Source organism: Pedobacter nutrimenti (genome assembly GCF_003208655.1).
Lineage (GTDB): Bacteria > Bacteroidota > Bacteroidia > Sphingobacteriales > Sphingobacteriaceae > Pedobacter > Pedobacter nutrimenti.
Window position 1 is genome coordinate 432,411 of sequence record NZ_QKLU01000001.1, and the last position, 17,186, is coordinate 449,596.

A 17,186-nucleotide genomic window follows, 5' to 3' on the forward strand; every position below is an offset into this window, starting at 1 on the left:
TTACACATGTTGTTCGTTCTTATTCATTACCCCCTGAATAATTTCTACAAATTTTTTGTCATTTGGTGGATATAGAAAAGTTTTATGGTCCCCGGGTATTTCATAAACATCAACGCCACCCATTGCATATTTGTTCCATCCCAGATAGATACGGTCATCCAGGTAATAGAGCCTTTTGTTTACCCTAAATAAAGTAACCATTGCATCACATGGGCTTAACTTATAATTGTCCAGCGCTTTATCATAGGCCTCATAGATGCCTTTTTCGTAATCTGTTAGAACTGATACTTCTGAATTGTCTATCGCTGGTAATAGTGGATTTAGTTTTCTTTTAAAAAAGTGATATTGGTACATCAAAGCCTCTTTCGGATAATTCAGAATAGATTTAATCAGAAAAGGAATTTTATTAAACTGGCGCTTTGTCTTTACATAAAGCCTTTGTGATGTACTCAGATCCAGGGAGTGGTTACCTGCGTAAGTATCAATCATACCAAGCAATTTGATTTCTTTGCCCATCTCTTTTAATTGTTTTGCGATTTCATAGGCAATGAAACCACCAAGAGAATAACCTGCTAATGCGTAAGGACCTGTTGGGTTTATTTTTAACATTTCTTTAATGTATATGCCGGCTATTTTTTCCAATGTCTCAGGTACGGTAGTTTCTTTGTTAAGCCCGAGTGCTTGTATGGCATAGATAGGCTGGTCATGATCAAAATGTTCAATCAAAGATTTAAAGAGCAGTATATTCATTCCGCCTCCGTGTATTAAAAACAGAGGTGTCTTTTTTCCCTGTGTTTTTATTGGAACTACAGCCTCCCAGATTTCTTCAGTTTCATCATCAGAAAGTTTCAACGCCAATTTTTCGATCGTCGAATTCTCAAATAAAATGGCCAGTGGAAGTCTGATGCCGGTTTGCTTTTCAATGGCGACCATAACTTTTACAGCTAAAAGGGAATGTCCACCAACTTCAAAAAAATCATCAGTTAATTTAATATCATCCAACCCCAGTACTTCTGACCAGATGTTGCTGATAAGCTGTTCATTTTTCGTTCTGGTTATACGGCCTGTTTTTATGGCTTCATCTTTTTTTGACTGGGGTTTAGGGAGGGCATTCCTGTCAATTTTTGCATTTGGAGTGAGCGGAAATTTCTTAAGGGCTATGAAGTCTTCTGGTACCATATAGGCCGGAAGAATACCGGAAAGCTTCCTTTTCCAAGTCTGGATAAGTTCTTTAGGAATAGCGACTTCTTGTTTGGAAAATGGATTTCTGATATAGTCTTTTAATTCTTTTCCTGTAGACTTATTTTTGTGAGCAGGTTCTGGAAGTGTGTCCTGAAGGGTTATCGGAATAAATACAACATTAAATAACCCGTCGGTTCCATCAGTTTGCCATCTGACATGCGTATTGAAGTGATATTTTTTACCCAGACCCCAGAACACATCAGGGGTAAGCCCACCGCTTGCTTGTGCCACAGCGGTTTTTATACTCTTCATTAGCGTATCTCCACTGGAATGTTTGATCAGTTCAAGTAGCCGGTGGTCTTTTATGGTTCTGGCATTATCAACATTTTTAATCTCTATAACAGAAGAGGGGTGGGTGGCAAGAATATTTCCGATTTCATCTATTGAGGTTTTCTCGATTCTGTAATCGAGTTTAAGTTCGGCACCCGTCTGATGGTGTGGCTTGTCTATATATAACCATACATCATAATGATATTTGGTCGTCTCGTTAAGAAGTGTTCCTTCTCTTAGCTGGATATTCACATTGGTGATACCGGGAATAAGATCTGACAAACCATAAAAGAATTCAGGATCTGCAACAAGTTCATCTTCAATTCTTACCCTATTGGCCACGACCTCACTAAAGGTAGCCAGAGTACTGGAATCAGGAGTGTTGGAGAGGTAATCCATGGCATGGTACATTTCAAGAGAGTTTTTACCCTGCATGTCCCCTATAAATATACAGCCCCCGTTTTTAATACTTGCAGCAGATTTTTTGATGACCTCAATTAGGTAATTTACATCAGGGAAATATTGCGCTACGCTATGAATCAAGACCAGGTCAAAACTCTGATCGGCTACATAAGTAAAATCATCGGCCAACACGGCTTCTGCATGGACATGAGCCCATTCTTCGCGGTTTAGTTGCAGTTTTTCGTTTAATTTATCAATGGCTGTCTGTGCATAATCTGTAGCGACGTATAACTCAGCACTATTAGCCAGTTCAAATAACAATTGTCCACCACCGCTTCCAATTTCATAAATCTTCTTTGATCCGATGTTCTTGATTCTTTCTGCGGATACCTGAAGCCATTCTTTTGCCTGTAGCGCCAATTCCGAACTGTTCTGATAATGCTCAAGAAGTGTATCATCCAGATTCTTGGTAGAAAGCCCCGATTCCTTTTTTAATGCCGAGCCTATAGTGTACAGACTGTCCCATCTTTCTTTCCAGGCTAACTTTTCCTCTTTGTTATCAGATGTATCCAGAATCACATAAGCAATAAGCCGTTTATGACCAGGGGTGTCTTCCCGGGCAAGTACAACAGATTGTTTAACCTCTTTCTGTGCAGATAGGGCTGTTTCTATTTCACCCAATTCTATCCGGTGTCCCCTGATTTTTACTTGCTGATCAATTCTTCCCAGGCATTCAAATTCACCATTTTCCAAAAGCTTGCCCAAGTCGCCGGTTCTGTACAATTTGGCACCTGGAACCTTCGAATAAGGATCCGATATAAATTTTTCAGCATTCAGATCTGGTCTGTTTAGGTAACCTGCTGCAACACCATCACCTCCAATATGGATTTCTCCGGGAAGACCAGGTTCAAGCTGATGCCCTTGTTCATCGAGAATATAAATTTGTGTATTTCGGATAGGACCTCCGATGGTTATTTTTTTGTCTTTTACAGTAAGGTGTTTTACTGTGGACCAAATTGTTGTTTCCGTTGGTCCATACATATTCCATAGGGAATCCGAACGTTGAAGCAATTGGTTCGCAAGTTCTCTGCCCAGGGCTTCTCCTCCTGAAAGTATTTTGACCGGATATTTTTTTTCCCATCCGGAATCAAGGATCATTTGTAAGGTAGATGGGGTTGCCTGAAGTAAAGTAATGTTTTTGTCTTCTATCAATTTTAACAAAAGGCGGCCGTCACGAGCCGTTGTGGTATCTGCTAAGACAATTTGCGCACCGCTGATCAGAGGAAGGTAGAGTTCTAGCCCGGCAATATCGAAAGATATGGTTGTAATGGCGAGTAACCGGTCTTGATCGGTAATCCCGGGTGCTGCTTGCATACTGAGCAGGAAGTTAGAAAGGTTGTGATGTGTGATTTTCACACCTTTAGGTTTTCCGGTGGAACCCGAAGTATAAAGAATATAGGCAAGATCTGATCCCGTGACAGCAGGGATCCCAACATTTCCTTTGGCAGCTGAAGTAGTTAAGACTTGTTCAATGTCATGTTCATGGACTTTACTATTGAATTTTGTTTTGTGATTGGCCGAGGTGAGTAAAAGTTTTGCTCCGGAATCCTCCAGCATAAATTCAATTCTATGTTGGGGGTATTCCGGGTCCAGCGGAAGATATGCTGCACCTGCTTTCAAGATCCCCATCAGGCAAATGACCAGTCTTTCTGAGCGGTCAAGTAAAATAGCTACCACATCCCCCTTTTCAATACCCTGGCCGATTAAATAATACGCAACCAGGTCAGAAGCTTCGCGGAGTTTCCGATAACTGACCGTGTTGTTTTTAAAATGAATAGCGGTATGGTCGGGATAAGTTTCTGCGATATCTGCAAATAGATTTGGCAGCAGACTCTGGGTGAATTCTTCTGTTTCCAATTGAGATTCTGCTGCAGGTTTCTTTTGTTGAAATACTTCCAGGTCATTGACAGGAACATCAGAATGTTCTGTTAAATCATGAAGCAAAGCTGTAAAGCCATTAATCATTCTTTGTATGGTGTCAGGCATAAACAACTGACTATTGTAAGACCACTCCATCACCAGTGAATCCTGGGTTCCAGTCGCATTCAAAAAAAGTTCAAAGTTCTCGTATGCCTTAGGATTGGAATGCAGTTCATGCTGAAGACCCTCAAAAAAAACAGATCCATCCATTCCCATATCAATGTTAAATATTACGGGAACCAGTGGGATTCTGGAGCTGTTTCTTGGAATATTTAATTTTTTCAAGAGACTACCAAAAGTGAACTGCTGGTGTTCATAATGGTCAATCATTTTTACCCTGCAAATTTTAAGGTAGTCGGTAAAGCTCCTGAAAGTTTCCAAGCGGGAACGGAGTGGGAGAAGATTAACACAATGACCTACAACAGAGTAATGGCCTGTAAAGGACTGTCCGGAAGAAGGCAAGCCCAGTACAATATCCGTTTGCCCGGTGAGCTTGGATAGGTATATTTCAAAAGCAGCCATTAATGTATTGACCAGGCTGCAGCCTGCTTGTGCTCCGGTTTTTTTAACAGCTTTGAGCAAAACAGGATCGAGAGTTACATCCGTTCTATTACTTTTGTAGGTTCTGGTAGCTGGTCGTGGTGCGTCAACAGGCAAATCCAGTTCAGGAATATTTCCCTTATATTGTTGGACCCAATAATCTACCGTTTGATTGTATGCTGGGCTTTCTGTTAGTTTTTGTAATTCTTTTGCATAAACACTAAAACCTGTAGCTGGTTCAAGCTGGGGAATTTCACCTTTTACATAAGCCGAATAAAGTTTTCCAAGATCTTCCAGTATAATCCCGAAAGACCATCCATCGCATACAATGTGGTGCGCAGTTAGTTTTAAAACATGCCTGGTATCTGTTAATTTGAACAAAGTGCTTTTAAACAGCAGGTCCTTTTGAAGGTCAAAGGCTTTATTTGCTTCCAAGGCATTAAACTCCTTCAAGTATTGTTGTTGGTCGGTGATAGAAGAAATATCTTCAAAACTCAGGAGCTGAGCAGCATATTTGTAAATACATAGATAATCCCCATCGGCACTGATGTTCGAACGTAAGGATTCATGCCTTTGTATAAGGTCCTGAAAAGCACTCTGCATTGCTTGAAAATCAAATTTTCCGTGGAGTTCAAGGGATAGGGATTCATTGTACGAACAGTTTGATTCATTACCTCCAAGGATGCATGCCAGCCATATTTCTTTCTGTGACTCTGTAGTGTTAACGGTCATTTCAAGTTCACCCTCTTGAAATGGATTAAAATCGACCGCTATAAGATTGTATTTATTTGTCATTATGATTTCCTTTAGGCAGGTACGATTTGCATATAATTTCCCGGTTTTTCCTTATCTTCAATAAACCAGGCAGGATTACCTTCTTTGTCCTTGCCAAGTTTTGCATTGGGAAGGGGAGCCGCACTAAATTTGTCAGGTGCAGAAGGATTATTTTCTGTATTGACCTGATGATCATAATCAGGGATAAGACCTACTTCTTTTAGTTCCAGTAGACTTTCTTCAAAGGATTTAACAATCTGGTCAATATCTTCTTCTGTATGTGCTGTTGTTAGAAAGCAGGCAAAACCGTCTTGTATATGAATGCCTTTATAACGCATTAGCGTAAAAAAGAGGTCGGCATAGGGATATTCTTCAAGAAAACGTACTTTCCATAGAGAACCAAACTGTGCAATGAAAAACGGGACCCTTAATTTTTGACACAACCCATTTAAGGTATCAGCAATATATGAACCATAAGCATTCAGTTTTTCCTGTAACCCGGGCCCCATTTCTTTTAAGTACAACAAAGAGGCTTTAGTTGTTGCAAGGGCAAGAGGATGTCTTACAAAAGTACCGGCAAAATAGGTCACCCCGGCTTCAGGTATAGAATCGTCCCCAAATGCCCAGAAACCCCCATCCAGCGCATCCATATATTTCTTTTTCCCCGCGATGATGCCAATTGACATACCGGCTCCGGCAACTTTTCCATAGGTGCCGATATCTGCCTTGATCCCAAACATGGCCTGAACCCCGCCAGGATGAAAACGAAAGCCTGAAATCACTTCATCAAAAATCAGAACAGTTTGAGACGCCTCTGTAATCTTTCGTAATTCTTTCAAAAAGGAGACAGGTTGAAAATCAGCTCTTCGGCTTTGTACAGGTTCAACCAATACTGCTGCAATATCCTCTGCACGTTCCTTAATAATCCGAAGCGATTCATCAGTTCCATACTCCAGGATCAACATATTTTGCACCGCTTCCGGTAAAATTCCAGGGGCTGCGGGAAAAGTTTTCAACGATTTACTTCCCCTGACAATTACTTCATCTGCGATTCCATGATAAGAACCTGTAAAAGCAACAATCAAAGATCGTCCCGTTACGGTCCGGGCAATACGCATGGCACCCAGCACTGCTTCAGATCCTGTATTACATAAGGCGGCCCGGTCAAAATCTGTGAATTCACAGATCAGTTTACTGACCTCACCAGCCAGTTCATGTTGGGGACCGATTTCGTAACCTTTTTCAATTTGTTCTAACAACGCCTTCTTGATGACCTCTGGCTGGTAACCTAAAAGGTTTGAACCAAAGCCACTGAGTACATCTATATATTCATTGCCATCAATATCCCAAATGCGGCTGCCTTTGGATTTATTCACTACAAGAGAATAAACAAGTTCTTTTGTTGCTGGCTTAAAGCCAGAAACAACCCTTGGATCGGCCATCTGGGCTCGGTGTACCTGTGTATAAGATTTGCTTTTACCAGTTTTTTTGTTGTATTTTTCAATGAGCCCGGCCAAAAATTCTTGCTGTACCGGGTTTAGTGAAACAGATTTTTTTTCAATACGGGCGGCAGCACCAAAAGGCTTTTTGAGTTCTGCTTCTTCTTCGGCACTTAAACCTGAAGCAGCATTGGAGCCCACCAGCAAGGGTTTAGTCTGAATGTGATTGTTGGCAGTTGATGTATTTTGAGTTAAGGCGGGAGGCTGATTTTGTCCGTTTTGTAGTAAGGAGAGCTGTTGGGCCAGTAATTGTAATTGCTGGCTGATCAGGTCTATGGCAGTTCCGTTTGTTCCTTGGATTTGATTATTGTTATTATTATTGAAATACAACGGGTTAGCTTGTGTAGCTTGAATGGACTCTTGAAGTTTAGGCTCGGCAGGCAGAGCGCTGTCAAGATAGTCCGTCAATTGGCCCAAAGTCCCATATTCTTCGTTCAATTGCCTGAAGGTAATGGGAAGGGAAAACTGTTTTTTTAAAACCATAGCGATTTGCGTGAGCAATAAGGAATCAAGACCCATCTCAATAAAGGTCATGTTTGGATCTGCCCCTGTCATTTCAATACCAGAAGCATTTTCCAGTATCTCTTTTACCTGCTGAAGTAGTACTTGTTTTCTCATAAGCGGTAGTGCTTTTGTATCTTGCTCAATATAAGTGTTGGTATCTTGTTTTACGTAGAGTTTTTCTTTAGAATTGATAGGGTTAAGCCAGTAGTCTTTTTTATCAAAAGCATAGGTTGGAAGATCCTGAAGTTTAACTCTTTGTTGGTCCTTGTAAAAGCTAGTCCAGTCAGGTTCCAGTCCATTTAGCCATAAGTTTCCAAGTGCTTTTAGCATAGAAGACAAGCAAGGGTATGGCGTTTCCGATTTTTCAAGACTGGCAATTGCAGTTATGGCTTTGCCCTGGGATTGCTGACGGGTTAAGGTTGTAGCTGAAATACCGGGTCCGAGTTCCAGAAAAATGTCGTAAGAAGCATCGATCAGTTTCTGAACAGCAGGGCCAAAGACAACGGTTTCTCTTAAATGGCCCGCCCAATACGCTACACTTGTGGCTTCCTCCTGTTTTAACCACTCTCCGGTAACTGTTGAAACAATAGGGAGCAGCGGTTCGTTAAAATGAATTTCTTTAAGCAGATCTTGAAAAGGGTCAACAACCGGATCCATCATATAGGAATGAAAAGCATGACTGGTATCCAGCAAACGATTGATGATTTCCTTTTCATTTAACGCTCTGCTAAGTGCAACAATGGCTTCTTTACTGCCGGCAAGGACACACAGCTGAGGGCTGTTTATTGCAGCAAGTGATATTTCTGCAGATAAGTAAGTTTTGATTAGCGTTGCATCCGCTCTTACCGAAAGCATGCTTCCTTCAGGAAGCTCACTCATCATACGCCCCCTTGCTGCAATAAGTTTTAAGGCATCCTTTAAAGAGAAAATACCGGAAAAGTATGCTGCAACAAACTCACCAATACTGTGGCCAATTAGCGCGGTTGGATAAATACCCCAACTCATCCAGGTTTTGCCAAGGGCGTAACCAATGGAGAACAAAGCAGGCTGACTATACCGGGTATTCATGAGTTTCTGCTGTGCAGCCTGATCACAGTGAACTGGGTAGATAACCTCGAGTATATTCTGGCCAAGCTCTACACGGAGCAGCTCGGCACATTCATCCATTGCCTGTTTAAATACCGGGTTAGAATCGTAGAGATCTTTCCCCATATCTAAATATTGGGCACCTTGTCCGGGGAACATAAAAACCAGATCCTGTTTCCTTTCGGATAGTTTTTTGGTTTGAACCACCTTTAGGACTTTTTCTGAATCTGTTGCAAGGGCGAATTTTCTGTAGTTAAAATCCTCCCTGGACATTTGGAGCGTATAGGCGATATCAGCTATATCGTTAGGGTGATCTTGCAGATGTTTATCTAGTTTTTCGGTATAAAGATCTAAGCTTTTTTCTGTTTTGGCTGACCAGCACATTAGATGCACAGGATTTTTGTGCCCTGAGCTTGCATTAAGATGGGCCAGGTTTTCCTCCAAAACCACGTGGACATTGGTTCCGCCAACCCCAAATGAACTGACACCTGCAATACGTTTATTACTTGTCTCCCAGTTTTTTAAGGTGTTGTTTACAAAGAAAGGACTGTTCTGGAAATCAATATGGGGATTGGGTTTGTGGTAATGGATCGAAGGAGGGAGTTGCTTGTGATGTAAAGAAAGTACGGTTTTAATTAAACCGGCAATGCCTGCTGCTGCGGTTAAATGACCAAAATTGCTTTTAACAGAGCCTATTGCGCAATATTGTTTCTTTTGGTGGTCTCCAAAGGCCATGCACAATCCTTCTATTTCAATAGGGTCTCCAAGGGGGGTGGCTGTTCCGTGAGCCTCGATGTAAGAAATGTCTTCGGGGTTAACTTTTGCGTCGTTTATGGCCATCTGGATGGCATCAGCTTGTCCATATGCACTTGGTGCAGTAAAACTGGCCTTTGTTCCGCCATCATTATTTAGTCCTATGCCCTTAATGACTGCATAAATTAAATCACCGTCCAGTTCAGCTTGCTTTTTATTCTTTAAAACCACAACCCCCGCGCCATCACTAAAGACAGTGCCTTTTGCATCTGCATCAAAAGGTCTGCAATACCCATCATTACTTAATATTGCACCTTCTTCATAGATATGTCCGCTATTTACTGGTACATTCAGAGCGGCACCACCTGCAAGGGCCACATCGCACTGCCCGCTTCTGATGCTTTGTACAGCCTGGGCCACAGCGAGCAAAGAGGTAGAGCAGGCCGACTGAACATTAACAGCAGGTCCTTTTAAATCCAGTGAATAAGCTGTCCTGGAGGCGATGTAGTCTTTATCACTAACAGCATCAACCTGGAAATAGCCGGTATTGTCTATCAATTCCTGATGACTGAGGACATTATTGACATAATAGGTGTTAAACCTGCAGCCTGCAAATACGCCAATGGTGCCTTTGTATTTTTTAGGAAGATGACCACAACTTTCCAGGGCCTCCCAGGCGATTTCCAAAAAGATCCTGTGTTGCGGATCCATGAGTTCGGCAAGTTTTGGATTTATATTGAAAAAAGCGGGGTCAAAAGCAGCTGGCTGATCAATAACCCCTCTTGCTTTTACATAATTAGGATCTATTTTTACCAAATCTGGTACAGATGGATCAAGTTCCTGATCTGAGAAAAAATGAACATCATCCTTTCCGTTCTTAAGATTTTCCCAAAATTGATTGATGGTATTTGCGCCTGGAAATTTCCCTGCCATACCAATAATGGCGATGTCATTATCTTGTAAATGATTGCTCTTATTCCTCTTAACGAATTGGTGCTTTGTTCCGCCATCCAGAAATGCAGCAATACCCGCGATGGTAGGATATTGATATAACTTAGCAACAGGCAAGTAATGATCAGTATTTTTTAGCAACAATACCAGTTTCTGGGCCAGGAGGGAGTTTCCGCCTAATTCGAAAAAGTTATCGTCAATACCGGTTCTTTTGACTTGCAAGAGGTCTTTCCATATCGTAGTAAGCTCTTTCTCCAATGCTGTTTTTGGTGGATTATAAAGGCTACTGAGCAATTCCGAAGCATCCATCCTGGGTAAAGCATCTTTATCGGTTTTGCCATTTCCCGTTAAGGGTATATGGTCCAGTTCGTATAAAAAAGGGGGGACCATATAATCCGGAAGTTTTGTATGCAGGTAATTTAAGGCCCCATTTTTTGTATAGGTGTTGTCTGTAACCACATAAGCATACAATTGTTTATCCTGCTCATCATAGGTCCTGGCTATTACAGCACATTGGTTTACCCCTGGGGCCTCCCTAAGTACATTTTCAATTTCTGCCAGCTCTATCCTGTAGCCGCGTATTTTAACCTGGTCGTCTATTCTGCCTGAAAATTCAACATTTCCATCGGGCAGCCATTTGCCCAGGTCACCAGTTTTATATAAACGTTCCCCGTTTTTGAAGGGGCTTGCCAAAAAATGCTTTTCAGAAAGATCGGGCAGGTTCAGGTATCCTCTGGCCACCTGAGGGCCACCGATATATAATTCGCCTGTCTCTGTATTGCTGACAGGTTTTAAATCCTGATCCAGAATATATACTGAGACATTTGGTAGTGCTTTTCCTATGGGAAGTATCTTTAAATCTCCTGGACCATTTGGTGGGCATTTATATTCAAGGGCAGTAATGGTTGTTTCAGTAGGACCATATTCATTATAAAAATCAACCTTACCCTGCCATTTTCGGGACAATTCCTTTTTACAAAGATCTCCGCCAGATATCACTCTTTTTAAAAAAGGAAAATCACGTGGTTCTATATATTCCAGAAAACCAGGGGTAGCGTGCAGATGACTGATTTTCTTTTGCCCGATAAAATCTGAAAGTTTACCTGCGTCCTCAAGCTGTCCCTCTTCCATTAGAACAAGGCAGGCCCCATTAGACAGGGCCAGAAAAATTTGTTCAATGGAAGCATCAAAGCAATAATTTGAAAACTGAAGTATCCGGTCTTCTTTTTGAATGTCAAAATAAATGGACTGATCGGAAATACAGCTTTTTAAAGAGCCGTGCTCAATCATCACCCCTTTAGGGCTTCCTGTAGAACCTGAAGTATATATAATATACATTAAGTCAGAAGCGTGGATGTCTATTGCTGGTGGGGTTGAAGGCTGCTCGGCAAAAAGATGTTTATCCTGATCCATGAAAACAAGCTCACCGGTAAGCTGGCGGCTGGCGTTTTTATGTGTGATGACCAGCTGACTTTTAAGGTCACCTAAAAGGTAGGCGATGCGCTCCTGAGGATAATTTGGATCAATAGGCACATAGCAGCCACCAGCCTTAAGAATTCCAAGCATAGCGACAATCATTTCAGATGACCTGTTCATACAGATAGGGACCATCGTTTCTCTTTTTACCCCTTTTGAAATTAAATAATGGGCCAGTTGATTCGATACCTTTTCTAGCTCTTGATAAGTATAATGGTCATCCCTAAATTCTAACGCAATATTTGATGGATGATGCTGGGCTTGAGCAGAGAATAGTTCCAGTATGGTGTTTTTATCAGGCATATAAAAGGTCAGCTTTATTCTTTATTACTTCTACAAGTTTATCCTTCTTCAAAAATGCAGGATCCCTTTGTTGTTGTTATATGCTCATTAGATTTTTTAATATGAAAATGCAGTAAATACTTTTTCATATTAAAAAAGATGTGGTCGAAAGCAATTAACAATTGATCATCATGTTCTGTTTTTCTGAAGATTGTGCATCTAAGTTAGAAAAAATACATAAGATCAATTGTAATGTAGCAAGTATGAGACCAGAACCCGTTTTTCGTTGATTTTAAATCGAAAACAAGACATTATATTGGTGTCAGGGGGGCTGCAGTGCTTTTTAAACTGTATGGTCCGGCTAGTGTTTTTTTTAACAAGTACCAGGCGGTGACTTAGTTTTTTTCTGGGGGTGTGGAAACAATTTCCCCAAATTCATTTACATAGGCCAGCATGCTCTCTAAAGAGCCGTCGGTTCCATTTTGCTGACGTTCCAGTTTGCGCTGTAATTTGTCCTCTTTTTTCTTTTGTCTATTTTTTTCAAGTTGTTTTTTCATAAAAGTAGCCTGAGATTTAGCCATATCGTGTATTTTTTATAATAAGAAAATAGCTTTTCTCTTTTTATACCTGTCTTTGTAATCTCAAAAGAAGCATTGCTGCTACCGGATTTAAAGAATGTAGAATAAAATTCCCAAAAGGCAACGGATTAAACCTGGAGAAAGTAAAACGCAATTCTGAAGAAAGAATTGAAGGTATTTTATATAGAGAATAGCAATTGATACTCCGTTGGTCCAAATATACGATTTTTAAGGCAATAATAAAAACTGGGCTTCCTATCTGCTGCTGCTGATCTTGTAAGTAGCGGTCGCTTTTGCAGTGATGATTTTTGTGGTTGCGTTCCTAACAGTGCCAGAAATAATATAGGTTAAAGTACCCGATTTTAAATATTGCTGAAAGTCGGTAGCTCCTGTGACAACGGGAATGTTGAGGGAGCTGGCAGCCGCTGTAGAGTTGTTGTTGATCATTGCAAGGCTGATTGGATTTGTACCGGGTACTTTTAATTGTATTCTGATGAAGTCATAAGCACTAAAGTTGTTGGTGTTGTTTTTAGTGGTGTCCGCATTGACCAGGTCTATTTTAAAGGAGCTAAGGATAGCGGAGTTGATGTTGGCGAGTGCAAATTGTCCTGATGTATTTTTTGAGATGCTGTCTGCCAGATTAACCGGGCTGCTTAGTTCTGCAAATTTCTTTTCTTTTTGGGTGGTGTCTGAAACGGCAATAGTAAATGCAACAGGAGATAGTTGAATGCTGAGATCTCTTTGTATGCTTTCTTTTGTGCCACATGAAGAAAAGTATAGGCTTGCAGTTGCTAAAAAAAGCAGAAAGAATTTCGTTTTCATAATAGTAAGACAATAGATTAAAAAACGGGGGCAAGATAGTTATTCCTAAAGAATAAGCCCCACAAATATGAAGTAGTTTTTAAGTCGGACGTACGGATTTGCAGGGCTTAGGGAATGATGGTTAATTCGTTTTTTTCTTGGTTTCAGAATATAATTTTGGTTTTTTAAAGGACGTAATTATATTTTGTTTAATTATTTAATCGTCTGTAATTCAGTTATTTTATTGTAATTTATGTGATTTTTTTGTCTATGTTAAAGATGACTAAATTGATTTTTTTAGCTATAAATACAGAATTATATTTTGTTTTAATTTTAATGTGTTGTTTTTCAGTATTTTATGTGTTTTTTGTTGAGTTTTATTGCTGTCTTTTGTAAGCAGCAGAAAAATCCGATCTCATTGTTTTAAACCGCTCGACAACAGTTTGTATAAACTGCTCATCAAGGATCTGAAAGATTTCGTTGGCTCCCCCTCCGCTCAGGTCTAGCTCTGATAATTTATAACTTTGCTCGAGCGTGCCTTGTTCGAATTTGACGATGTATTTCTGGTTCATATTGAACAAAGTGATTTTGCACTCAGGGTGTGGTAGTTCTGCTAAAATTCTCATGATATTTTAAAATTGTTTTAAACCCTTTCTCCGCTGAAGAGAAAGGGTCGGTTGTTTTTATAATTTGACGCCAATTTCTTTAATTAGGAAATCAGCCTTGTCGATTTTTGAAGCGACCCAAAGTACGTAACGAATGTCTACGCCAATAGAGCGGCTGTAAGCCTCATTCCATGCATAATCGTTAATGGTGGCACCATAGGCTCTATCGAAGTTTACTCCAATGAGCTCTCCTTTGTCGTTCATTACCGGGGAGCCTGAATTCCCACCGGTAGTGTCCATGTTATACAAGAAAGCAACAGGAACATCATTGAGGTCTTTTTTCTCGAAAGCACCGAAATCTTTAGCATTCCATAACATTTTAATTGCGGGTGGATAACCAAAGTCGGAATTTCCTGTTGCTCCCTTTTCTAATATGCCTTTAATAGTCGTGTAAGGTCGCATATAGGTCGCATCTTCCGGCCAGTAGCCTCTTACATAACCATAGGTGAGTCTTAAGGTGCTGTTGGCATCCGGAATGAAATCTTTCTTTAAAAATTTCTCTTTAACGTTCACATAGTCACCCATGAGTTTGTTCAATAAGCCATCTCTACGGTCCTTTTCTGGTTTTAAGGCTACAATTTGCTGGTTCAGGTCTCTTTCGAAAAGAAGGAGGCCATCGTTATAGGCTGATAAAGTTTTGGGTGATTTTAAAAGCGTGTTTAGAACATAATTTTCCTCTTTTAATTTGCTTAAATTAAAAGTCTCTTTGATGTATTGTTCGATGGCTGAGCTTGCTGAAGAGGCTTTGCTTGTAATTTTATCTACTGCTACAACCCTCTGGTTTTGGGAAAGGTCAGCTGCATCTGATAACATTTTTGTGAATATTTGTTTATCTGACCCCAGGTCGTAGACATTATAAATGTCGGATAAGGCTTTCTTTACTTTCTCGATATTTTTGTCGAAATAGATTTGTTTTTCGGCCTGGGGTGTGGCATCCAGGGAATCTTTAAAGTTGTTGATGTTTTTTGATACAGAAAGCAGGCTGGTGGAGGTGTAGATCTGACTGAGCCAGAGGTCACGTCCAGCATCTCCATTGATTAATTTGTACAATTGATCGATGTCGGTCATCAGGTTTCCATATTTAGCTTTTTGTTCAAGATTTTCATTAATAAAGGAAGCTAACGCATTGTCTTCCTGTTTCTTTTGAGAAATCAGGTCGATACCCTTAAGGCCTTGAAGTTTGCCTTGGTAGTTTTTTAGGGTGTTGGCATTTCTTTTAATTCTGGTGGCCAATCTAATGGCGGTCCCTTTATCTTTTTTTCCTGCATTTTCCATGGCGTTGTTCTGGAAGCTATAAAGCTCAGAGGTATAGGGTAGCACAAACTTTTGCTGATATTCAATGAAGGCTGCAGGGCGGTGTCGGAAAGTTTTTCCGGGATAACCCAGAATGAATACAAAATCTTCTTCTTTGGTTCCCTGGGCATTTACCTTCAGGAATTTCTTAGGGCTGTAGGGAACGTTGTCTTTGCTGTATTTGGCAGGCTTTCCATCTTTGGAAACATAAGCCCGCATAAAGGAAAAATCTCCGGTATGTCTTGGCCATACCCAATTGTCTGTCTCTCCTCCAAATTCACCGATTTGTCTGTTGGGAACATAAACCAATCTAACATCCAAAATGGTTTTATAACGAAACAAGACGTAAGTCTTTCCGATAAACATTTCAGATACTTCAGCTTTGATGCTGGGGTCTTTTTGCTCGGCCTGGGATACAATGTTTTTTATGGTTTTGTTAATCAGTTGCAGCCGTGAAGCGGGGTCTGTAACCTGAGCAACAGCACTAAGAACTTGATCTGAAACATCTTCATAACTGTCAGTTATACGGCATGTTAAGCCTTTTGCTTCAATTTCTTCTTCATGATTTCTTGCTACAAAACCATTGTTCAGGTAATCATGCTGTGGGCTGCTGGCCAGTTGTACTGCACTAAAAGCACAATGGTGGTTGGTGATGATCAGGCCCTGATTAGAAATAAAGGAGCCAGTACAACCCCCGACATTGACCAGGGCATCAACTAGACTTGTTCCGTTGGGGTTATAGATTTCATTCTGGTCAATTTTTAATCCGGCTTTTTTTAGGTCGAGCTTATGGATTTCACTCAGTGGAAACATTCCTTCATCTGGTGGAGTATAGCCAGACTGAAGAATGCCAAAACAGAGTAAAGAAGTAAATAGTAAAGTTTTTTTATTCATTTGTGTGGGTATTGAAATAAGTTTGAAAGCCCAAATCTAATAAATTCCAATGCTTTTACGTTTGGATGGCAGCTTTGAAAAAGGATATGATTAGATTTGTATAGTAATTTTAATAGAATATGGCTGAAGATTTAATCATCATAAAAGATAAAGGTAAACAAGAACAGTATGAATCTTTGTTGCCGCAAATAGAGGCGCTGATTCACGGAGAACGGGACCTGATTGCGAATCTTGCAAACATTGCAGCGGCCTTGAAAGAGCAGTTTAACTGGTTTTGGGTTGGTTTTTATCTGGTTAAGGATCAGGAGTTGGTGTTGGGGCCCTTTCAGGGGCCTGTGGCCTGTACACGCATAAAAAAAGGTAAAGGTGTTTGTGGTACATCCTGGGCCAGGGCAGAAGTGTTGATTGTTCCTGATGTTGATGCCTTCGAAGGCCATATTGCCTGTAGCTCAGCTTCTAAATCGGAAATTGTATTACCTGTTTTAAAGGGAGATGAAGTCATCGGTGTTTTAGATGTGGATAGTGAATATCTATCTCATTTTGATGATGTTGATGCTTTATATTTGAATAAGATAGTGAAGTTGATTCATGGCTAAACTACCTTATGCCTTTTATCAGCAGCTGGAGGTAACGCAACTGGCTGAGTGCTTGCTGGGTAAAAAATTATGTACCCTTATAGACGGGAAACTGACCAGTGGAATTGTTGTAGAAACAGAAGCTTACCGGGGGCCAGAGGACAAAGCGTCCCATGCCTTTGGAGGGCGTTTTACAGAAAGGACCAGGGTAATGTACGAGCCTGGCGGATTATCGTACGTTTATCTCTGCTATGGAATTCACTCTCTATTTAATGTCGTAACTGCACCGGCCGGTATGCCCCATGCTGTTTTGGTTCGTGGACTGGAACCTCTGGACGGACTGGATCTGATGCTCAAAAGAAGAAATATGTCTTTTTTGAAGCCAAATTTGACCGCCGGACCAGGTGCACTTTCAAAAGCATTGGGTATTGACAGGCAATTGAATGCAAAAGATCTTGGCGGAGATGAAATCTGGATAGAGGATGTGGGTATTGGTTATGCTGCAAATGAAATTGTTGCGGGTCCGAGGATCGGAGTAGACTACGCCGGTGAAGATGCTTTGCTGCCCTGGAGATATTATGTGAAAGGCAATTCCTTCGTGAGTAAACCTCATTTATAACC

General features: G+C 40.7%; 8 protein-coding genes. 2 read left to right on the forward strand and 6 right to left on the reverse strand.

Annotation, left to right across the window (positions count from 1 at the left end):
- From B0O44_RS01770 to B0O44_RS01795, 6 genes are all read right to left on the reverse strand, one after another.
- The gene (locus B0O44_RS01770; RefSeq protein ID WP_110826979.1) at positions 1–5,229 is read right to left on the reverse strand and encodes a non-ribosomal peptide synthetase; all 5,229 of its coding nucleotides are present in this window, start codon (positions 5,227–5,229) and stop codon (positions 1–3) included.
- Positions 5,230–5,240: 11 nt separating this feature from the next.
- A complete protein-coding gene (locus tag B0O44_RS01775) occupies positions 5,241–11,780 on the reverse strand; it encodes a polyketide synthase (RefSeq protein WP_110826980.1) in 6,540 nt (2,179 codons plus the stop codon).
- 374 nt (positions 11,781–12,154) lie between these two features.
- A complete protein-coding gene (locus B0O44_RS01780) occupies positions 12,155–12,340 on the reverse strand; it encodes a hypothetical protein (RefSeq protein WP_110826981.1) in 186 nt (61 codons plus the stop codon).
- 252 nt (positions 12,341–12,592) lie between these two features.
- A complete protein-coding gene (locus B0O44_RS01785) occupies positions 12,593–13,159 on the reverse strand; it encodes a hypothetical protein (RefSeq protein WP_110826982.1) in 567 nt (188 codons plus the stop codon).
- 356 nt (positions 13,160–13,515) lie between these two features.
- Positions 13,516–13,764: a hypothetical protein gene (locus B0O44_RS01790; RefSeq protein WP_110826983.1), complete on the reverse strand. Its 249-nt coding sequence runs from the start codon at positions 13,762–13,764 to the stop codon at positions 13,516–13,518.
- A 57-nt stretch (positions 13,765–13,821) separates the two neighbouring features.
- Positions 13,822–15,990: a S46 family peptidase gene (locus B0O44_RS01795; RefSeq protein WP_110826984.1), complete on the reverse strand. Its 2,169-nt coding sequence runs from the start codon at positions 15,988–15,990 to the stop codon at positions 13,822–13,824.
- 119 nt (positions 15,991–16,109) lie between these two features.
- Between B0O44_RS01795 and B0O44_RS01800 the strand changes: the two genes are divergently transcribed.
- Entirely contained in the window at positions 16,110–16,586 is a 477-nt protein-coding gene (locus B0O44_RS01800) for a GAF domain-containing protein (protein ID WP_110826985.1), read from the forward strand.
- Complete coding sequence (locus B0O44_RS01805; protein WP_110826986.1) at positions 16,579–17,184, forward strand: DNA-3-methyladenine glycosylase; 606 nt, start codon at positions 16,579–16,581, stop codon at positions 17,182–17,184. The genes B0O44_RS01800 and B0O44_RS01805 overlap by 8 nt, the downstream gene beginning before the upstream one ends.
- Positions 17,185–17,186 lie beyond the last annotated feature (2 nt).